The following is a 19105-nucleotide window of genomic DNA, read 5'->3' as shown; positions in this document are numbered from 1 at the left end:
TCGATCCGCCATCGCCCTCACAAAAAAGGCCCCCGCTTGCCACAACGGGCGAAGCGAGAGCCATGGATATGGCGACGAGTGCCGCCCCGCCGAGCTTACGCGACGTCGGCCGCGACCTTGACGGAAACCATCTTGTCCGGATCGACGACCGGCTCACCGCGCTTGATCTGATCGACATTTTCCATGCCTTCGATGACTTCACCCCAGACAGTATACTGCCGGTTGAGGAAGGGCGCATCGGCAAAGCAGATGAAGAACTGCGAATTGGCGCTGTTCGGGTCCTGGGCGCGAGCCATCGAGGCCGTGCCGCGCTTGTGCGGTTCGGCGTTGAATTCCTGCTTGAGGTTCGGATACTTCGAGCCGCCGGTGCCGGCCATGCGTGGATTGAATTCGGTCAGGTTGGAATTGCCGAACTTGACGTCGCCGGTCTGGGCCATGAAGCCCTCGATCACGCGGTGGAACACCACGCCGTCATAGGCGCCTTCGCGAGCCAGCTTCTTGATGTGCTCGACATGGCCGGGCGCCACGTCGGGCTTCATGGCAATAACGAACGTGCCCTTGGTGGTCTCGACGATCAGCGTGTTTTCCGGATCTGCATAAGCCATGGAAAGTCTCTTTCGTTTCAGAGTGTGGCCGGGATGTAATTCCATTGCGCGCGGTGCGCAAGGCGAACACGATCCCTAAACGACCGCCATTCCGTCCTCGGGCTTAACCCGAGGGCCAGTTTCAGCGGGCACATTGGCGCGGTGGATAGTGGCCTCGGGTCAAGCCCGAGGGCGGCACAGCGTGTGTGACAAGCTTACTTATACTCAATCACAGCCGAAACGATCTTGTCCGGATTGGCCACGGCGCCATTCTGGTCCTGCGGGCCCTTTTCCAGCGCATCGACGGCTTCCATGCCGGAAACGACCTTGCCGAACACCGTGTACTGGCCGTCGAGGAAACTGGCATCGGCGAAGGTGATGAAGAACTGCGAGTTGAACGAGTTCGGGTCCTGCGAGCGCGCCGCGCCCACGATCCCGCGCTGGAAGCTCTCCGAGTTGAACTCGGCTTCCACATCCGGCAGGTCCGAGCCGCCAGTGCCGGCCATTTGCAGGTTGTAGCCGGCATCGTCGGAATCGCCGTTGGCCACGTCGCCGGTCTGCGCCATGAAGCCATCGATCACGCGGTGGAACACCACGCCGTCATATTCACCTGCCTCGGTCAGCGCCACGATACGCTCCACGTGCTTGGGGGCGAGATCGGGCAGCAGTTCGATGTCCACCACGCCGTCCTCGAGCGTCAGGATCAGGTGCGGCGCGCCCGATTGGGCAAAAGCCGGAGCGGCAACGAGGGCCACGCCCAGCGACAGGGCGGCGACGGCAGTGCGGAAAAGCTTGGTCATTTGGACTTGAGTGCCTTGAGGACGATTGGAGGAACGAAGGCGGAAATATCCCCACCCATCTCAGCGATCTGGCGCACCAATGTGGCCGAGATATGCCGCACCGGCGGGCTCGAGGGCAGGAAAACGGTCTGCAGGTCGGGCGCCATCTGGGCGTTCATCCCCACCATCTGCATTTCGTAATTGTAGTCCGTAGTGTCGCGCAGGCCGCGGATGATCAGCTTGGCGCCATTGTCGCGCGCCGCATTCACCATCAGCCCGGAAAAATCGACGATCTTGAACGTCGTGTTGGTTCGTGTGCCGATCGGCGGCAGCACCTGTTCGAGGATGGCGACGCGGTCTTCGTGGGTAAAAAGCGGATTCTTCTTGGTGGCGCTGATGCCCACGGCAACCACCAGCGTATCGACCAGCTTGCAGGCCCGTTCGATCACGTCCAGGTGCCCGTTGGTCAATGGATCGAATGACCCGGGATAGAACCCAACCAGACCGTTCATCTCCGCCCTTCCCTGTTGTCTTTACTGCGGTTTTGTCATGGTCGCAGCACCGAGGCAAGCGTGACCACCCCCAGCAGCACCAGCATCACGCCACCCGCCAGAAAGGCCGCGGGTGTTCCCCACTGGCTGGCGATCACGCTGCCGATCAGCGGCGCCGACAGCATCGAGCCGACGATGACGGCCTCGCCGGTCGCAAAGACACGCGCGATCCGGTCCGGCGGCGCCTCGCGTTGCACGATGGTCCGATACGGCACCAGCATGAACGCTGTCGCCCCACCCATGAAACCGAGCACCAGGAGGAACGCGGCGACCTGCACCGGCCAGCCCAAAAGCGCAGCACTAGCCAGCAGCGCCGTCGTCGTCCCGGACACCATGGCCGCCAGCGACATGGTGAGGATCGGCCGCCTCTCAGCTACCCGCCCCGCCACCAGCGCCCCGATCAGCCCACCAAAGCCCGAAGCGGCAATGGAAAAGCCGAACACGGTGGCATCAAATCCGAACCCGTCCGCCAGCAGCGCGATCAACGCGTCATAGAGAAAGAAGGCGAAATAGGCACAGGACGAAAAGATCAGCGCAATCAGCAGCTTCGTGCTGCGCCGGAATTCCGCGATGCCCTTGAGCGACTCGGTGAGAAACTTGCCCTTTGGCGCATCGGAAACCGGTCTCGTTGGCACGATCACCGTCGCCGCCAACAGCATGGCCACGCCCGAAAGCACCGCGTTGAACAGAAACACCTGCTGTGGCTGCCATACGGCCAGCAGCAGGCCGCCGATAGCCGGGCCGGCGATCTTCGAGGTCTGGTTGATGGCCTGGTGCAACCCGTTCGCATGGCCGCGCAGCGCCTCAGGCGTCGTCGCCTGGATCGCGGCCTGTCGCGCCGGCGTGAAAGCCGAGTCGATGCAACCCCGCAAAAAGACCAGCGCCAGCAGCACGAAAGTCTGGTCGACAAAGGCGAAGGCCAGCGTCGCAAGGCCGCGTCCGAGATTGCTGATCACCAGCACGGTGCGGATCGGAGCATGGTCGACGATAACGGCCAGGAACGGCCCGACTACGACGTATGGCAGGCTCAGGGCCAGCGCCAGCAGCGCCATCACATAGGGCCCCTCGCCCCAGGCGAACACCACCAGTGCGATGACAGCCGCATAATCGAGCCAGTCGGAGAAGTCTGCGGGTACGCTTGCCAGCGCCAGGCGACGCGCCGGTTTGAGCCCCAATAAAGCCTTGTAGCTTGGCGCTGCCGCGTCAGACGTCAACCCTGAACCCCAGCTCGATTTCGCTGGCCGGCAGGCCACGCAGGCCCCAGTTTTCGCGGGGTACTTCGTGGAGGATCAGCTTGATCTCATGTGGTTCCAGTCCGAAAGGCGCCAGTTTCCGAGTCATGGCTGCGTAGAGACGCCGCTTGGCGTCGATGCTGCGACCGGTAAACAGGCTGATCTCGATGACCGTATAGCGCAGGCCCGCGTGTGGCGAGGTGATGATGGCATCCTCGTCAAATTCCAGCAGCCGCACGCAGCGGTCCTGCTCGGGAATGAGGATGCCCTCGACGAGAGCAGCCTGCACCGCCTCGACGAAGTCGCGACGCCGGTCGCCGAGCCAGCCGCGGCGGGTTTCGATTCTGGTAGAAGGCATTGGAGGAAATCCTTGATCGTGAAAGTGAAGCCGGATCGGAGTTGTCAGGCCCGTTTCTGCAATGCCAGCCACACCCCACCAAACATCAGGATGACGCCCGAAAGCCGCGACACCATTCGCACGCGCGCGGCGCTGAGCAGTCCGCGCGCCCGACCCGCCACCAGTGCATAGATTGCGTCGGTCGATCCGGCCACCAGCATGAAGAAGAGGCCCAGCACCATGACCTGCGGAAAGGTCGGCTGGCTGACGTCGACGAACTGCGGCAGGAAGGCCCCGAGAAAGATCAGCGCCTTCGGATTGGAGAGAATGACCAGGAATCCCTCCAGCGCCGTCCGCATGTTGGACTTGCCGCGCTCGGCCTCCACCGCGCCGAGATCGCCATCGCTGCGCAACATCTTGAAGCCGAGCCAGATGAGGTAGGCGGCTCCGACAAGCTTGATCCAGTCGAATGCCGCACCCATGAACGCCACCAGCGCCTGCATGCCCAGCGCCACGACCAGCGTCATCACCAGGAACCCGGCCTGCGTTCCCGCCACGATGGCCAGCCCCGCCCCGGTCCCCCGCGCCAGCGAATTGGCGACAATGACAGTCACCGTCGGCCCCGGCACGATGGCCAGCAGGAAACATGCCCCGAGATAGGGGATGAGAACGTTGAGGTCGAACACGGCGAGACTCCTCCTGGAGCGAGCAAGCCACCGGCTGCCGGAAAAAACAAGGCGAGAATTCTTTCTGGGCGGCAAGATGAATCCTCGGCAATATCGGTGCACCGTAGGAGCCAGAGGGTGGCAGGTGATGTTCAGAGTTAGCTTAACTCCGCACAATATCGGCGACATCATTCACCCTGGCAATTTCGGACAACAATATCGACGGTTCCGACCTGGTGGACCGTACCCTCAAGAACCTGCGTTCACAGAGTTATTAATTGAACTGGCACTAGAGACGGCCCGGAAAGCCGTGGCTCCCCACGTTCCGTCCAGGCTCGAAAGTGTCTTCGCCTGCGAGACGCTCGAGGACGCGCTTATGTTTCGCGCGCGCTTCCGTGGTGGCAGCGGTCGTGTGTACTTCGTGAAGTCCACATCAGTTGGCACAACAATTTTCCGCGCAAACTTCGACTCTATTTCGACATCAGGCCGAACTGAGGCTTATGTCGACTACATGTCCGATTGGGCGTTGGATTATTGGACCCGTGAACCGAGCGGAATGGTGGAGTTGCTAGTAGGTGGGAGCGTGACAGTCATTAAGGACGTATCCCCAATTTGAAGGGAACAAAAAAGGGCGCCGAAGCGCCCCTTTCCTATTCCTCGGCCGGCCCATCCGGTGCCGCCTCAGGCGCCTCGGGGAGATTCCCCTCCTCGCCTTCCGGTTCGCTGATGCGCTCCACCGAAACCACCTTCTCGTCCTCGGCCGTGTCGAACACGATGACGCCCTGGGTCGAGCGACCCTTGATGCCGATCGGCTTGTCGCCGCCGACAGGCAGGCGGATGGTCTGGCCGCCATCGCTGATCAGCATGATCTGGTCTTCCTCTTCCACCGGGAAGCTGGCCACCAGGTTGCCGTTGCGCTTGTTGACCGCCATGGCCACGATACCCTTGCCGCCGCGACCGGTGATCCGGTACTCGTGGCTCGACGTCCGCTTGCCATACCCGTTCTCGGAAATGGTCAGGATGAATTGCTCGGTCGCGCTCATCAGCGCATAGCGATCCTGCGGCAGCGCACCGGCCACCACTTCGCCCTCGTCCGAGGCGGCATCTTCGCCCTCCTCTTCGCCACGCAGGGCGCGGCTCATCTTGAGATAGGCGGCCCGTTCTTCCGCCGTGGCGTCCGCGTGGTTGATGATGGCCATCGAGATGACCACGTCCTTGTCGGCAAGCTGGATGCCGCGCACGCCCATTGAATCGCGGCCCTTGAACAGACGGACATCGTCGACGCGGAAGCGGATGGCCTGGCCCAGCGCAGTGGTCATCAGCACGTCATTGCTGGTCGTGCAGGTCTCGACCCCGACGATCTCGTCGCCCTCGTCCAGCTTCATGGCGATCTTGCCGTTCTGGCGCACTTCCACGAAGTCGGCCAGCGAGTTGCGGCGCACCGTGCCGCGCGTCGTGGCGAACATGATGTCGAGATTGCCCCAGGAGGTTTCGTCCTCAGGCAGCGGCATGATCGAGGTGATGCGTTCGCCCTGTTCGAGCGGCAGGATATTGATCAGCGCCTTGCCTTTGGCGTTGGCCGCGGACAGGGGAAGCCGCCAGACCTTGAGCTTGTAGGCAATGCCGCGGCTGGTGAAGAACAGCACCGGCGTATGCGTATTGGCCACGAAGAGCCGCGCCACGAAATCTTCCTCGCGCGTCGACATCCCCGTGCGACCTTTGCCGCCGCGGTTCTGCGCCCGATAGGCCGAGAGAGGCACGCGCTTGATGTAGCCGGCGTGGCTCACGGTCACGACCATGTCCTCGCGGGCGATCAGGTCCTCGTCATCGAAATCGGCGACGTGATCGCTGATCTCGGTGCGACGCGGCGAACCGAACTGCTCGCGGATCTCCACCAGCTCCTCGCGGATGATGGTGCGCACGCGTTCGCGGCTCCTGAGGATATCTAGATAATCCTCGATTTCCGTGCCCAGGCCGTTGAGTTCGTCGCCGATTTCGTCGCGGCCGAGCGCGGTCAGGCGCGCCAGGCGCAGTTCGAGAATGGCGCGGGCCTGCTCTTCCGAAAGGTTGAACGTGCCATCCTCGTTGATCCTGTGGCGTGGATCGTCGATCAGCCGGATCAGCGGCTCCACATCGGCGGCCGGCCAGCGGCGGGTCATCAACTGCTCGCGCGCCGTCGCCGGATCGGGCGCGGTGCGGATCAGCGCGATGACTTCATCGATATTGGCCACGGCGACGGCCAGACCAACCAGGATATGGGCGCGGTCGCGGGCCTTGTTGAGCAGGAAACGGGCGCGCCGGGTCACCACTTCCTCGCGGAAGGCGATGAAGGCGTCCAGAATCTGCTTGAGATTCATCAGCTCCGGCTTGCCGCCATTGAGCGCCACGAAATTGCAGCCGAACGAGCTTTGCAGCGCCGTGAACCGGTAGAGCTGGTTGAGCACGACATCGGGCAGCGCATCGCGCTTCACCTCGACCACCACGCGCATGCCTTCGCGGCTGGATTCGTCCCGGAGGTCTGCCACGCCTTCGATCCGCTTTTCGCGCACCAACTCGGCAATACGCTCCACCATCGTTGCCTTGTTCACCTGATACGGAATCTCGGTGATGACAATGGCTTCGCGTTCCTTACGCACTTCCTCGATGGTCGAGCGCCCGCGCACGATGATCGAGCCGCGGCCCGTCTCATAGGCCTGGCGGATGCCCGCACGACCGAGAATGATGCCGCCGGTCGGAAAATCCGGACCCGGCAGGTGTTCCAGCAGCTCTTCGGTCGTGATCGACGGATTGTCGAGCACAGCCAGGGCGGCATTGATCGTCTCGGCCAGGTTGTGCGTCGGGATATTGGTGGCCATGCCCACGGCAATGCCGCCGCCGCCATTGACCAGCATGTTGGGGAAGCGCGCCGGCAATACGGTCGGCTCGCGTTCCGAGCCGTCGTAGTTGTCGCGGAAATCCACTGTGTCCTTGTCGAGGTCATCGAGCAGGGAATTCGTGATCTTCTGCATGCGCACTTCGGTATATCGCATGGCCGCCGGCATATCGCCGTCCACCGAACCGAAATTGCCCTGGCCCTCGGCCAGCATTTCGCCCATGGAAAAATCCTGGGCCATGCGCACCAAGGCCATGTAGACGGCGCTGTCGCCATGCGGGTGATACTTACCGATCACGTCGCCGACCACACGGGCCGATTTGCGGAAGGGCTTGTTGTATTCGTAGCCGTTCTCGCTCATCGAGAACAGGATGCGCCGGTGCACCGGCTTGAGGCCATCCCGCACATCCGGAAGCGCGCGGCTCACGATCACGCTCATGGCGTAATCGAGATAGCTCTTGCGCATTTCATCGGTGATGTAGATCGGGGCGATGTCGGAGGGCGGAAGGCTGCCGCCGCTCACATCTTCGGGCGTATCTGTCACGTTGTGATTCTACGTTGGTTCCAGTTGTCCGTTAGATAGGCGATTCCGCGCCGGATTGCCAATTTCCGGGCCGTTTGAGCTGTGGAGAGACGCCGCCCGGACGTAGATATAAAGAATTCTTTATATCTCATGTTGACACCTCCTGCCCGATTGCCGATGGTAAGTTGTCCAGGGTCCCCGCGAGGGGATAACAGGGAATCCGGTCTCAAGTCCGGAGCTGCCCCCGCAACTGTCGGCGGAGACGGGTGTTCAACAGTCCACTGGCCCTTGCGGCTGGGAAGGCGGACACCCGGTTCGATCCGCAAGCCAGGAGACCTACCCTGGAATTGACACTCACTTCGCGCTGATCGGGTGGATCGGCAAGAGGACTGACCCATGACGACCCCTCGTCTCGATTTCCGAATGCGTCGCTGATCCGGCTCCGGCCGGCCCTACCCCCATTTGAGCTTCTTCGCCTGCGCTCGCCTGAGCGCCGGGCCCATTCGCATTGGAAAAATCATGACCCGTTCAGCCAATCTCGGCTTCCCCCGCATCGGCCTTCATCGCGAGCTCAAGAAAGCTCAGGAGAGTTTCTGGAAAGGCGCGACCGACGCCGCCGCGCTGCACACCACTGCCGCCGATCTCCGTGCCCGCCACTGGACGCTGCAGCGCGACGCCGGCATCGACGTCATCCCCTCCAACGATTTTTCGCTCTACGACCACGTCCTTGATACATCGGTGCTAACAGGCGCCATTCCCCCTCGCTTTGCGGGAATAGACGATCCTGACCAGCTCTATTTCGCCATGGCCCGCGGCACCGCCGACGCCCCGGCCATGGAGATGACCAAGTGGTTCGACACCAATTACCACTACATCGTCCCCGAACTGCATGCCGGCCAGGCCTTCGCGCTCGACGCCGCAAAACCCCTTTCGCAGTATCGGGAGGCGAAAGCGCTCGGCATCGAGACCCGCCCCGTCATCCTCGGCCCAGTGACCTTCCTCAGTCTCGCCAAGGCCAAGGACGCCGAACTCGACCCGCTCGACCTCATCGACGCTCTGATCCCGGTCTATGCCGATCTCCTCGCCCGCCTCGCCGGCGCCGGCGCACAATGGGTTCAGGTGGATGAACCCATCCTGGTCCTCGACCTCACCGAAAAGCAGAAGGCGGCATTCCGGAACGCCTATGACGTCCTCGGCAAAGCCGGCCCCAGCCTGCTGCTCGCCACCTATTTCGGTTCGTTGCTGGACAATACCGAGTTGGCTGCCGGCCTGGCGGTCGCCGGCCTCCATATCGATCTCGTCCGCGCTCCGGACCAGCTCGATGCGGTGTTTGCCGCCCTTCCCAAAAACAAGGTGCTCTCGGTCGGCGTAGTCGATGGCCGCAACATCTGGCGTACCGATCTCGACCGGGCGTTTGGCCTCGTCGCCCGCGCCTGGGACAAGGTCGGCCCCGACCGGCTCGAGCTCGCCCCGTCCTGCTCGCTGCTGCACAGTCCGGTCGATCTCGATGCCGAAACCGCCCTCGATGTTGAACTGAAATCCTGGCTCGCCTTTGCCCGGCAGAAGCTCGACGAAGTCGCCGCTCTGTCCCTGGCGCAGAAGCGGGGGCGCGGCGCCGCCAAACCTGCCTTCGAGGCCTCTGCCGCCGCCATGGCAACCCACAAGGCCTCGCCGCGCATTCACAAGCCCGCGGTAAAGTCCCGCGCCACCGAGGCCATCCCGCTCGACCGGCACTCCCCCTTCCCCGCCCGTCGCGACCGGCAACGCGCCCGTTTCAAACTGCCGGCCTATCCGACGACGACCATCGGCTCCTTCCCGCAGACCAGCGCGGTGCGCGAGGCCCGCGCCGCGCACAAGAAGGGCCTCCTCGACGCCGCCGGCTACGACGCCTTCCTCGAACGGGAGACCGAAAGCGCCATCCGCATCCAGGAAGAACTGGGCCTCGACGTGTTGGTGCATGGCGAATTCGAGCGCAACGACATGGTGGAGTATTTTGGCGAGCAACTCGATGGCTTCGCCTTCACCAAAAACGGCTGGGTCCAGTCCTACGGCTCCCGCTGCGTCAAGCCGCCCGTCATCTATGGCGATGTGAGCCGCCCTGCCCCAATGACCGTGCGCTGGTCCGCCTATGCGGCCTCCCTCACCGACCGCCACATGAAAGGCATGCTCACCGGCCCGGTCACCATCCTGCAATGGAGTTTTGTCCGCGTCGACCAGCCCCGCTCGCAAACCTGCCGCCAGATCGGCCTCGCTATCCGCGACGAAGTGCTCGATCTCGAAGCGGCCGGTATCGGCATCATCCAGATCGACGAACCCGCCCTGCGGGAGGGCCTGCCGCTGCGCCAGGCCGATTGGGAGAGCTACCTGCGCTGGGCGGTGGACTGTTTCCGGCTCTCCGCCTCGGGCGTTGCCGACGACACCCAGATCCACACCCATATGTGCTACGCCGAGTTCAACGACATCATGCCCGCCATCGCCGAAATGGATGCCGACGTGATCTCGATCGAAACCTCGCGCTCCGACATGGAACTGCTCGAAGCCTTCCGCGATTTAAAATATCCCAACGAGATCGGCCCCGGCGTCTGGGACATTCATTCGCCTCGAATACCGTCGCGCGACGACATGGTCGCCCTGATGCGCAAGGCGGCCGAGGGCATCCCTGCGGCCCAGCTCTGGGTCAATCCCGATTGCGGTCTCAAGACCCGCAACTGGCCAGAGGTGAAGGCATCGCTCGGCCATTTGGTCGAAACCGCGCGCATCCTGCGCGGCTGACCGCATCCGGCTCCGTCAGGCGCTCGCCTGCCGGGGCCGGTTCATCTGCCGGAAACTCGGCACCACGATTGGCGCCAGCGTTGCCGCAAGGTAAAGGCATCCGGTTATCGCCAGTGCCGCCTGGATCCCGAGGTTTTCCGTGAGGAACCCGGCATAGAGCCCGCCAAACGGCATCAGCGTCCAGGCCAGCGCGCCCACGAGGGCAATGACCCGCCCCACCATCGGCCCGGGAATGCGCTCAAACAGGATCGCCCCGATGATCGGGTTGATGAAACCGGCGGCAAAGCCGCTGACCAGCAGCACTCCGAGCACCACCGGAAGCGGCACGCCCGAGGCCAGCAGCATCATCGGCACCGGCCCGGCAAACATGAACCCCAGCGTATAGACCAGAAGCCGCGGCAGCCGGTTGCCGATGGCCGCGGCCACCATCGCCCCGGCAATCGCCGCTCCAGAAAACGTCGCGAGCAGAATGCCGACCCAGGCCACGTCGAGGCCGGAGGATTTCACCCAGACCGGCAGCAGCACCATGGCATAGGCCTGGTCGAAGCAATTGGTGAAGGCGATCATCACCACGAGGCTCACCAGAACCGGGTCGCCGCGCAGCACCGCCCAGCCGGCCGTGAAGTCATCGCGATAGCGACCCCGTTGCCCGTGATGCTCCGACGCTGCTGCCTTTGGCACGAACAGCGCCACGAAAAGGCCGGAGAGACCGAATCCGACGGCATTGACCAGCAGCGCCGGACCCGGTCCGATCACCCCGATGAGGGCAGCGCCGGCAGCGGCTCCTAGCGTCCCCGCGAGCCGGTCGCTCGCCCCCATGACCCCGGTTACCCGCTCGAGCGGCAGGTCGCCCAGCTTTGCCAGAGTCGGCACCAGCGCCTGTTTGGCTACGTCCGACGGCGCCCGCAACACGCCGATCAGGGCCACCGCCGGCAGCAGTGCCCACACCGACAGCCAGCCCATCCAGAACAGCACCGGCACCAGGACCACGGCCAGTGCCGACAGCCAGTCACACCAGATGGCGATGCGCCTTGCCCCCAGCCGGTCGATCAGTGGCCCGCCCAACGCCTTGGCCAGCACGTAGGGCAGGAGTTCCGCAAACCCCACGAGCCCTGTGAGAACCGGGCTGCCGGTCAGCGTCAGCACCAGCCACGGAATCGCAATGGCCGAGAGCCGCGTGCCGCCAACCGACATCACCGTGGCCGTGGCCAGCCCGACGAGTGGCGCATGGCGGCTCATTGCTCATTCCCCTCTTCGGATGGGCGGGGAAAAGCATGCAGCATCACGGTGAAGGGCTCGACATCGGGCGGATAGGGTCCACCGAGCTTTGGCGCCTGCTCCATTGCGTCGGCAATCACCCGGTTGAGGCGCTCGATCAGCGCCTTGGCGTCCGTAGCGGTCAGCGGAATGATGAGATCGCTCAATGTCGAGGCGTCGCGCCATTCCGCCGACAGCGAGCCATACTGCGCCAGCGCCGCTTTCATCTGCCCGATCTGGTTCTGCAGGGCCGCTTCGGCAAAGGCGATCCCCGCGTCGAGGGCGTCGTCGTCACTGTTGTCGGAATGGAACACCGTCGACTCATGCGCCGACTTCCACCAGCGGTCGCGCGCATTGCCCCGCTCCTCGTCCTCGACGATGAAGCCGTGCCGCGCCAGCTGCCTCAGGTGATAGCTGGTGGCCCCGCTGTTGAGCCCGAGCCGCTCGGCAAGACCGCTAGCCGTGGCCGGGCCCTCGATCCGCAGCAGGCCCAACATGCGCATCCGCACCGGATGTGCCAGCGCTCGCAATGCCATGGCATCGGGCTCTATCCGACTGATTGTTCGCCGCTCTGCCATGCGCCTGCCTCCACATCTCTGCTGCGGAGGTTACATTGCAAACACCTCTTTGCAAAGATTTATTTGCAATCAGGCAATCTCATCGAAGCAGGCGCGCGCTTCCACGATCTCGGGAATGCTCTTGTTTGCCCACTCGATCAGGTATCCGAAGGGCACGATCAGCGATTGGCCAAGCCCCGTGAGGCGGTATTCCACCGAGGGCGGCTTGGTGTCGAACACGTGTCGCGACACGAGCCCGTCCCGCTGCAGGTCGCGCAAGGTCTGGGTCAGCATCTTCTGGGAAATATCGGGGATCTCGCGATGCAACTGATTGAAGCGCTTTGGGGCGGCCGCCAGGTACATAACGATCAGCATGCTCCACTTGTCGCCGATCTTGTCGAGCACGTCCCGCACCGGGCAGGTGCCCGTCTGTTCGACCTCGGCCGCTGCGTTCCAACGCTCCACGAACTCACCCGCAATATCGCTTCCCTGCTGCATGCACTTACCTTCAGGTAATCTTCGGCCGAAAAAGTGCCTCCTTTTCAGCCTCATCAGGCGCGACTAGATAGGCACTCTCTTTCGGATACTTACTCTCCACCGGCAAAAGCTTCAAGAGAGGTCAGGTCCCAACTCAGGAGCATTCGACATGACTCAATTCAAGGATCAAACCCTGCTCGTCACCGGGGCCGGCGGCCAGCTTGGCCGTCTGGCGGTCGACGAACTGCTGGCGCGCGGCGCCACCAAAATCGTCGCCGGCACCCGCGATACTGCCAAACTGTCAGACTTCGCCGCCCGGGGCGTCGACGTCCGCCATCTCGATTTTGACGATGATTCCAGCCTCGCCAGCGCCTTTGCCGGCGTCGACCGCGTGCTGCTGATCAGCGGCCTTGCGCCCAATCGCGCCCAGCAGCAGATCGGCGCCGTCGCCGCCGCCAAGGCCGCCGGTGTCAAATACATCGCCTATACTTCCGCCCCCGCCGCCCGCCCCAATGCCGATGCCGGCGGCATTTCCGATCACTACTGGACCGAACAGGCGATCGCCGCTTCGGGTCTCGATTTCACCCTACTGCGCGATCACATCTATGCCGATATGGCGATTGTCGGCGCTGGTGCCGCCCTTGCCAGCGGCAAGCTCTTCGACGCCACCAATGGCGGCGGCCGCAACTATGTGACGCGCCTGGATACCGCCCGCACCGCCGCTGGCGCGCTGCTTTCGGCCACCGGCAAGGAAATTGTCGAGGTGACCGGCCCTGCTCCCATCACCCAGGAAGAGGTCGCTGCGCTTTACACCGAGCTGACCGGCAAGCCGGTCACGCGCATTGGCCTCACGGGCCCGGAATTGCAGGCTGGCCTTGAAGCCGCCGGCCTGCCCGGCCCCTACGCTGCCCTCCTGGTCGCCTTCGATCTGGATGCCGCTGCTGGCCAGCATGCCATCGTCACCGATGTGGTGGAGCGCTATTCCGGTCGCAAGCCGCAGGCCTTCTCCGATTTCCTCAAGGCCAATGCCGCCGCCCTCGGCGCCTGACCTCATGCGACCCGCCTCCGGGCGGGTCGCATTGTGACCGCCCGGCATACCGGCACATGCTGGACGCATTCGCATCAAACCCGTAGAAAAAGCGCTCTATGCCGCCCAAGGGGGAGTCGGGTTCTGGTGTCTGCGGGTTCTGTCTTCAAGCGTATTTACGAAAGCGTCCTCTACAAGCGCTCGATCGGTTTTGGTCTCGAATATATCGGCCTGACCACCCTTCGCTTCCCGCGACTGACGGCGCTGGCCGTACTGGTCTTCACCATTTTCGCCTTCACCCAGATCCCCAAGGCCAATGTCGATGGCGACCTGCTGCGCGTTTATGCGCATTCGGGCCAGTATTACGACGCCTACGAGCACCTGTCGGAAACCTTCGGGACCTTCGAGAACGATATCTATGTTCTCGTGAACGCGCCCAATCTCGTGGACCCTGATGTCATCGAGCAGGTGCGCAACCTGGCCTTTGATCTCGAGCTCAATGAGTTCGCGGTCGGCACCATGTCGCCCTTCACCCTCCGCAAGCCCACCGAAGGCGGCGGCTCCGCGCCCGCGGTTCCCGAGGGCATGCTAACGGCCGACGAAGTCGCCATGAGCCTCATGGATCTGCAGCAGAACGATCCCATGATGCGCAATCTCATCACGCCCGATCTCACCGGCGTGGTGCTCATCATGTTCCCAAACCAGGAACTGGTGAAGGAGCGCGGCGCCAAGGCGATGATCGAAAGCCTGCGCGAAACCATTTCCTTTTATAAGGATGCAGGCTTCAGCACTGAGTTGACCGGCCCGCCGGTCTGGACCTCGGAAATGCTCAACGCCGCGGTCGACGACCAGATCAAGTTCACCGTCTGGGGTTTCGGGCTCGGCGCCATCATTGCCCTCTTTGCCCTCCGGTCCTTCTTTGGCGCCATCATCGTCGCAGCCACGCCGTTCCTCGCGGTCATGTGGTCCATGGGCATGATCCTGATGTTCTTCGGATCATTCTCCTTCCTCACCATCATCGTCACGACGCTGGTTCTGGTGATCTCCTTCGCCGAGTCCATGTTCTTCGTCTTCAACTGGCTGGCGTTCTGGCGCGACGGCATGGAGCCCAACAAGGCGGTGGACGCCACCGTCAAGCTCGTCGGGCCCGCCGCTGCGCTCACCATGCTCACGACGTTCGTCAGCTTCGCCTCGCTGGCGCTGACCCCGGGCCAGGGCATCCGAGAATTCTCCATGGCGGGCGCGCTAGGGACGTTCCTGCTCTTTGTCTGCCTGATGACCTTCCTGCCGTTGCTGCTGAAATTCGCGCTTCGGCTCGGCTTCAAGGCGCCGCCCAAGTCCAGCGTCGTGCTGACCGCGCCCCTGCCGCTGAGCTGGTTCCTCGCCAGCCGCTTCGGCCGCCCGATCTCGATCCTGGCGATCGTCGTCACCTTCGCGCTGCTCATCCCCTATGGGCTGATCAAGCCGCATTTCTCCTTCGAGGATTTTGTCGCCCGCGAATCCACCGCGCTGACGGCCGCCGAGAGCATCGACGAGGGTGTCGGCGGCGTCGCCCCGCTCTATGTGCGCGTGCCCCTCATGGGCAACGACCCCAACATCGCGCCGGTCGATTTCGAAAAGGTGGCGACCGTCCACCGCATCGTCGAAAGCCACCTCGGGGAAAACAAGGTCATCTCCGCCGCGAGCATGACCAACTACACCGACAGTGGCTTCACCCGCCAGGAGGTGTTCGACGCCGTCGGCCCCTTCATGCGTCAGCGTTTCGTTACAGACGACGGTTCGCAGGCCCTGGTGACCGGCTTCATGCCCACCATCATCGATTCCGAGGTGCTCAAGCAATTGGTGGCCGATCTCGATGCCGAGCTCGCAACCGCCGGCATCACCGATGCCGAGATCGGCGGCTTCCGCATCCTCACCACCTTCGCCACCGACGACATTGTGCGCGGCCTGCAGCTCGACCTCACCCTTTCGGTGCTCGTCAACATCGCGCTGATCGGCTTTGCCTTCCAGTCCTTCCGGGTGGCACTGGCCTCCGCCATCCCCAACCTGTTTCCGGTTCTGGCGACCATTGCCTGGCTCTATTTCACCGGCGCCGGCCTGCAACTGACCACGGTCATCGCCCTCACCATCGCTTTCGGCATTGCCGTGGACGATACGGTGCATTTCCTCTCGCACTATCTCCATTCCCGGCGAGACGAGGGCATGGCCCATCTCGATGCGGTCAAGCACACGCTCGATCGCATCGGCGGCGCCATCGTCGCCACCACCATCATCCTCTGCTCGGGCGTCATCATCGTCACCTTCTCCGAGCTGCCGCAGGTGGCCCTGTTCGGCACGCTTTTCGTGTCCACCCTGGCCTTTGCCGTGGTCGGCGACCTCTTCATCCTTCCCGCTTTGCTGGCGGCCGGCGGGAAATTCTTCCATCCCTTGGGCAGGATCGGCGTGCGCATGGTCGACAACGACCCTACCCCGGACGACCCGACCGCCGACACCCATACGACCGGGGCGACGCCGCCGGCTGCTCCGGGCGCGGCGGGCGGAGCCTGACGGTCTGTGGCGCGCCGCACACGGTCGGCGGATGATCGCTCGCGCAAAGCAAATTCTGGCGAGCCGACGCGCAAAACGCTGGCAAATTTGCTATCGATGATTCGCTGAACGGCCGGGGGGCTTGTTTCGCTTTTTGGAGGGCTTCCTGCCATGACCACTTTCGGATCCCTGACCCGTGCCGCGGCGCTGGCAGGTCTCCTGTTTTCCGCCATTGCCGGCGTCACTCCGGCGGTTGCGGCACCAGCCGACGTCGCCTTGCTACAGTCCTATATCGGGGAATGGCGCGGCCGCGGCGTCCTCTATGGCGCCAGCGAAGAGACCGTGGTCTGCCGCCTGACGCTGACTCAGGGCAACCAGGACAAGGTCAACTACAACGGCCGCTGCGCCCTGGCCGGCACCAACCTGTCCGTCGCCGGCACACTGGCCTATGTCGAGGCCAACAGGCGCTTTGAGGCTGCCATGACCTCCAACGCCACCTTCACTGGTATTGCCGTAGGTCAGAAGCGCGGCTCGGGCCTCATCTTCAACCTGCGCGAACGCGATCAGGACGAAGAGGGCAAGGACCTCAACATCGCTGCCCAGATCCAGCTCAATCCCGAAGACATTCACGTCACCTTCGAGGTCGTCTATGTCGAATCTGGTGACAGCCTCCGCGCCGAAGTGCCCTTCTCGCGCTGAACATCGCATTCCCTCTTCGAAAAGGGCAGCCTCCGGGCTGCCCTTTGCTTATGGGGTGGCCGGCGGCACAGATCGCCAATTGCCCGAAATGCTGGCTCCCGATCTCCACTGACGTCCATGTGATCAGGCTAGACCTGTTTACCGTGCAGGTGGCAGGGTCGCGCCATGACCTACCGTGCAAAAGGATGGCTCTTCGCCATCGCAAGCAGTCTTGCCCTTTGGATTTTACTGGCACTCGCAGCGCATGAAGCCGTGATGCTGTGGGACGAACCCGGTCAGATACTTTTTGAGGGCGAGCAGGCTTAGTTGCCGCCCCCGACCCCATCCGACAAGCCGGTTGACCACATCCACCCGGCCGGCCTCTTTACGACACCGGAGGCAGCAACCGCTCCCGCTCCGCGCGCGATGCCGCCATGCCTGCCCGCGCCTGCGCCACCAGCTCCGCAGGCGCGCGATCCGGCGTACCGCTGTCGAAGGGCGGTTCCGGCGCATATTCGAGCGACAGTTGCACCCGCCGCGCCACGTCCTCGCCCACCAGTTCAGCCAGCACGGTCAGCCCGAAGTCGATCCCAGAGGTCACGCCACCCGCCGTGATGACATTGCCGTCCCGCACCACGCGGCCCTCGGTCGGAATGGCGCCAAGCCGCGGCAGCAGATCCACGGCATTCCAATGCGAACTCGCCCGCCGCCCCTCCAGCAGTCCCGCCATACCCAGCACAAGCGACCCGGTGCAAACAGAAGTGACGAAGCGTGCTTCTGCCGCCTGGTGCCGCAGGAAGTCGAGCACCACCGCGTCGGTCAGCAGCGCATTGACGCCCGCGCCACCCGGTACGCAGATCACGTCCAGTTGCGGGCAATCCGCCAGCAGCATGGTCGGCGCCAGCATGAGGCCGGTAGCGCTGCGTATGGGCGCGAGATCCTTCCAGATCAGGTGCACCGTGACGCCGGGCGCCGAGGCGAACACTTCATAGGGTCCGGTCAGGTCGAGTTGCTGCACATTGGGAAAAACCAGAAGTCCGATGCTGATGGTCATGCTGCCTCCACTGGGTTGACCGAGCCGATCCTATGCGCCAGCCTCCTGGCTGAATTGCCATAGTCCCCACGGTTCTCGCCAAATGCCTCGCCGCATTGAAGTTCTCGGTTTTCCCGCCTGCCAGTTGCTCGACGTCGCCGGGCCCTTGCAGGTCTTTGCCTCGGCCAATGACATGGCCCGTTCCATGGGCTTGCCCGCCCCCTATGAGCCGGTGGTCGTGGCCGCCACGCCGCGCCTCGTCACCTCGTCGGGCCTCGCCCTCGAAGCCGCGCCGCTCCCGCCCGACGACCTGCTGCTCGATACGCTGGTGATTTCAGGCGGCTGGGGCGTTTATGACGCCTGCGACGACATCGCCCTGGTCGGCTGGATCAAGGCCCGCGCCAGCAGTGCCCGGCGCGCCACCTCGGTGTGCAGCGGCGCCTTTCTCCTGGCGTCCACTGGTCTCCTCGATGGCCGCCGCGCCGTCACCCACTGGTGGCGCTGCGCCGAATTCGCCGCCCGCTTCCCGGCCGTCAAACTCGATCCCGACCCGATCTTCATTGCCGATGGCAAGTACTGGACCTCGGCCGGTGTCACCGCCGGCATCGACCTGGCATTGGCCTTGGTCGAGGCCGATCTCGGGCGCGACCTGGCCTTGTCGGTCGCCCGCCAGTTGGTCGTCTTCCTCAAGCGCCCCGGCGGCCAGTCGCAGTTCAGCGCTGCGCTCACCCTCCAGGATCAAGGCGGTCGCTTCGACGCTCTCCATGGCTGGATCATGGAAAATCTCGACCGGCCTTTGGCTCTGCCCGAACTCGCCGATCGCGCCGGCATGAGCGAGCGCAATTTTTCCCGCCGCTATCGCGCCGAAACCGGCCGCACCCCGGCCCGGGCCGTCGAAGACCTGCGCATCGAAACCGCGAGGCGCCTGCTCGAGCAGAGCCTGTCGGTGGCACGCGTTGCCAGCCGCTGCGGTTTCGGCAGCGAGGAAACCTTGCGCCGCGCCTTCCTGCGCCGCGTCGGCGTCAGTCCCCAGGCCTATCGCGAGCGGTTTGCCGCGTAGTCAGCCGCAAGGTTCGGCCCCCCAAAACAAGAAGAGCGGCCACCGGCCGCCCTTTGTGTCCTGCCCGTTCAGAAGGGTTGACCCGGGTACATAGCGCAATGTGTGTGTTAGTGACTTGTAATCTTTAACGATTTAGCCGCGCGTTAAGGTCGATGTAAAAATAGCATCAAGGGTT

General features: G+C 63.6%; 18 protein-coding genes and 1 riboswitch. Of the genes, 7 read left to right on the top strand and 11 right to left on the bottom strand.

What is annotated here, in order from left to right; all coding sequences use genetic code 11:
* Nucleotides 1-95: 95 nt before the first annotated feature.
* The 6 genes from JEQ47_RS05700 to JEQ47_RS05675 form a co-directional block, all read right to left on the bottom strand.
* Nucleotides 96-605 (bottom strand): peptidylprolyl isomerase, encoded by a 510-nt coding sequence (locus JEQ47_RS05700; RefSeq protein ID WP_198875392.1) that lies wholly within the window; start codon nt 603-605, stop codon nt 96-98.
* Between the two features lie 194 nt (nt 606-799).
* A complete protein-coding gene (locus JEQ47_RS05695) occupies nt 800-1384 on the bottom strand; it encodes a peptidylprolyl isomerase (protein ID WP_198875391.1) in 585 nt (194 codons plus the stop codon).
* The gene (gene coaD, locus JEQ47_RS05690; protein ID WP_198875390.1) at nt 1381-1875 is read right to left on the bottom strand and encodes a pantetheine-phosphate adenylyltransferase; all 495 of its coding nucleotides are present in this window, start codon (nt 1873-1875) and stop codon (nt 1381-1383) included. The genes JEQ47_RS05695 and coaD overlap by 4 nt, the downstream gene beginning before the upstream one ends.
* Nucleotides 1876-1910: 35 nt before the next feature.
* Nucleotides 1911-3128, bottom strand: coding sequence for an MFS transporter (locus tag JEQ47_RS05685; RefSeq protein WP_198875389.1), 1218 nt, complete (start codon nt 3126-3128; stop codon nt 1911-1913).
* Nucleotides 3118-3504, bottom strand: a complete 387-nt coding sequence (locus JEQ47_RS05680) for a tautomerase family protein (protein ID WP_198875388.1) — start codon at nt 3502-3504, stop codon at nt 3118-3120. Before JEQ47_RS05680 ends, JEQ47_RS05685 begins: the two co-directional genes overlap by 11 nt.
* 44 nt (nt 3505-3548) lie before the next feature.
* Nucleotides 3549-4169 (bottom strand): LysE family translocator, encoded by a 621-nt coding sequence (locus tag JEQ47_RS05675; protein ID WP_328768274.1) that lies wholly within the window; start codon nt 4167-4169, stop codon nt 3549-3551.
* Here JEQ47_RS05675 and JEQ47_RS21255 point away from each other — a divergent pair.
* Nucleotides 4147-4764, top strand: a complete 618-nt coding sequence (locus JEQ47_RS21255) for a DUF2441 domain-containing protein (RefSeq protein ID WP_503489107.1) — start codon at nt 4147-4149, stop codon at nt 4762-4764. The two genes, JEQ47_RS05675 and JEQ47_RS21255, sit on opposite strands and share 23 nt — an antisense overlap.
* A 34-nt stretch (nt 4765-4798) precedes the next feature.
* Here the strand turns inward: JEQ47_RS21255 and gyrA are convergent, their stop codons facing one another.
* Entirely contained in the window at nt 4799-7564 is a 2766-nt protein-coding gene (gyrA, locus tag JEQ47_RS05670) for a DNA gyrase subunit A (protein ID WP_328768272.1), read from the bottom strand.
* Nucleotides 7565-7718: 154 nt separating this feature from the next.
* Nucleotides 7719-7901: riboswitch (cobalamin riboswitch) on the top strand.
* A 161-nt stretch (nt 7902-8062) separates the two neighbouring features.
* Between gyrA and metE the strand changes: the two genes are divergently transcribed.
* The gene (gene metE / locus JEQ47_RS05665; RefSeq protein WP_198875386.1) at nt 8063-10315 is read left to right on the top strand and encodes a 5-methyltetrahydropteroyltriglutamate--homocysteine S-methyltransferase; all 2253 of its coding nucleotides are present in this window, start codon (nt 8063-8065) and stop codon (nt 10313-10315) included.
* Between the two features lie 15 nt (nt 10316-10330).
* Here metE and JEQ47_RS05660 read toward each other — a convergent pair whose 3' ends face one another.
* From JEQ47_RS05660 to JEQ47_RS05650, 3 genes are all read right to left on the bottom strand, one after another.
* Complete coding sequence (locus JEQ47_RS05660; protein ID WP_198875385.1) at nt 10331-11554, bottom strand: MFS transporter; 1224 nt, start codon at nt 11552-11554, stop codon at nt 10331-10333.
* Nucleotides 11551-12108: a winged helix-turn-helix domain-containing protein gene (locus tag JEQ47_RS05655; RefSeq protein ID WP_236020652.1), complete on the bottom strand. Its 558-nt coding sequence runs from the start codon at nt 12106-12108 to the stop codon at nt 11551-11553. Before JEQ47_RS05655 ends, JEQ47_RS05660 begins: the two co-directional genes overlap by 4 nt.
* Before the next feature lie 111 nt (nt 12109-12219).
* Entirely contained in the window at nt 12220-12627 is a 408-nt protein-coding gene (locus JEQ47_RS05650; protein ID WP_198875383.1) for a winged helix-turn-helix transcriptional regulator, read from the bottom strand.
* Nucleotides 12628-12775: 148 nt separating this feature from the next.
* Here JEQ47_RS05650 and JEQ47_RS05645 point away from each other — a divergent pair, with 148 nt between their 5' ends.
* From JEQ47_RS05645 to JEQ47_RS05630, 4 genes are all read left to right on the top strand, one after another.
* Nucleotides 12776-13654 carry an NAD(P)H-binding protein gene (locus JEQ47_RS05645; protein WP_198875382.1) on the top strand — a complete coding sequence of 293 codons (879 nt, stop codon included), beginning with the start codon at nt 12776-12778 and terminating at the stop codon, nt 13652-13654.
* A 126-nt stretch (nt 13655-13780) separates the two neighbouring features.
* Nucleotides 13781-16180, top strand: a complete 2400-nt coding sequence (locus JEQ47_RS05640) for an efflux RND transporter permease subunit (protein ID WP_198875381.1) — start codon at nt 13781-13783, stop codon at nt 16178-16180.
* Nucleotides 16181-16330: 150 nt separating this feature from the next.
* On the top strand, nt 16331-16858 hold the full coding sequence (locus JEQ47_RS05635) for a hypothetical protein (protein ID WP_198875380.1): 528 nt from the start codon (nt 16331-16333) through the stop codon (nt 16856-16858).
* Nucleotides 16859-17023: 165 nt separating this feature from the next.
* The gene (locus JEQ47_RS05630; protein ID WP_198875379.1) at nt 17024-17164 is read left to right on the top strand and encodes a hypothetical protein; all 141 of its coding nucleotides are present in this window, start codon (nt 17024-17026) and stop codon (nt 17162-17164) included.
* A 58-nt stretch (nt 17165-17222) separates the two neighbouring features.
* Here the strand turns inward: JEQ47_RS05630 and JEQ47_RS05625 are convergent, their stop codons facing one another.
* Complete coding sequence (locus JEQ47_RS05625; protein WP_198875378.1) at nt 17223-17891, bottom strand: DJ-1/PfpI family protein; 669 nt, start codon at nt 17889-17891, stop codon at nt 17223-17225.
* A gap of 82 nt (nt 17892-17973) precedes the next feature.
* On the opposite strand from JEQ47_RS05625, the gene JEQ47_RS05620 reads away from it, so the two are divergent.
* The gene (locus JEQ47_RS05620) at nt 17974-18930 is read left to right on the top strand and encodes a GlxA family transcriptional regulator (RefSeq protein ID WP_198875377.1); all 957 of its coding nucleotides are present in this window, start codon (nt 17974-17976) and stop codon (nt 18928-18930) included.
* The last annotated feature ends 175 nt before the right edge of the window (nt 18931-19105 follow it).

The organism is Devosia sediminis, from assembly GCF_016411825.1.
GTDB lineage: Bacteria > Pseudomonadota > Alphaproteobacteria > Rhizobiales > Devosiaceae > Devosia > Devosia sediminis.
The sequence above is the reverse complement of the archived record's forward strand: the minus strand, read 5'-3'. Positions and strand labels throughout refer to the sequence as shown.

What these genes read in the sequence shown, in the direction of transcription:
- JEQ47_RS05700 (WP_198875392.1), bottom strand. Translation starts at nt 605, where the DNA reads ATGGCTTATGCAGATCCGGAAAACACGCTGATCGTCGAGACCACCAAG.
- JEQ47_RS05680 (WP_198875388.1), bottom strand. Translation starts at nt 3,504, where the DNA reads ATGCCTTCTACCAGAATCGAAACCCGCCGCGGCTGGCTCGGCGACCGG.
- JEQ47_RS05635 (WP_198875380.1), top strand. Translation starts at nt 16,331, where the DNA reads ATGACCACTTTCGGATCCCTGACCCGTGCCGCGGCGCTGGCAGGTCTC.
- JEQ47_RS21255 (WP_503489107.1), top strand. Translation starts at nt 4,147, where the DNA reads ATGAGAACGTTGAGGTCGAACACGGCGAGACTCCTCCTGGAGCGAGCA.
- JEQ47_RS05630 (WP_198875379.1), top strand. Translation starts at nt 17,024, where the DNA reads ATGACCTACCGTGCAAAAGGATGGCTCTTCGCCATCGCAAGCAGTCTT.
- JEQ47_RS05645 (WP_198875382.1), top strand. Translation starts at nt 12,776, where the DNA reads ATGACTCAATTCAAGGATCAAACCCTGCTCGTCACCGGGGCCGGCGGC.
- JEQ47_RS05660 (WP_198875385.1), bottom strand. Translation starts at nt 11,554, where the DNA reads ATGAGCCGCCATGCGCCACTCGTCGGGCTGGCCACGGCCACGGTGATG.
- coaD (WP_198875390.1), bottom strand. Translation starts at nt 1,875, where the DNA reads ATGAACGGTCTGGTTGGGTTCTATCCCGGGTCATTCGATCCATTGACC.
- JEQ47_RS05655 (WP_236020652.1), bottom strand. Translation starts at nt 12,108, where the DNA reads ATGGCATTGCGAGCGCTGGCACATCCGGTGCGGATGCGCATGTTGGGC.
- JEQ47_RS05650 (WP_198875383.1), bottom strand. Translation starts at nt 12,627, where the DNA reads ATGCAGCAGGGAAGCGATATTGCGGGTGAGTTCGTGGAGCGTTGGAAC.
- JEQ47_RS05620 (WP_198875377.1), top strand. Translation starts at nt 17,974, where the DNA reads ATGCCTCGCCGCATTGAAGTTCTCGGTTTTCCCGCCTGCCAGTTGCTC.
- JEQ47_RS05695 (WP_198875391.1), bottom strand. Translation starts at nt 1,384, where the DNA reads ATGACCAAGCTTTTCCGCACTGCCGTCGCCGCCCTGTCGCTGGGCGTG.
- JEQ47_RS05625 (WP_198875378.1), bottom strand. Translation starts at nt 17,891, where the DNA reads ATGACCATCAGCATCGGACTTCTGGTTTTTCCCAATGTGCAGCAACTC.
- metE (WP_198875386.1), top strand. Translation starts at nt 8,063, where the DNA reads ATGACCCGTTCAGCCAATCTCGGCTTCCCCCGCATCGGCCTTCATCGC.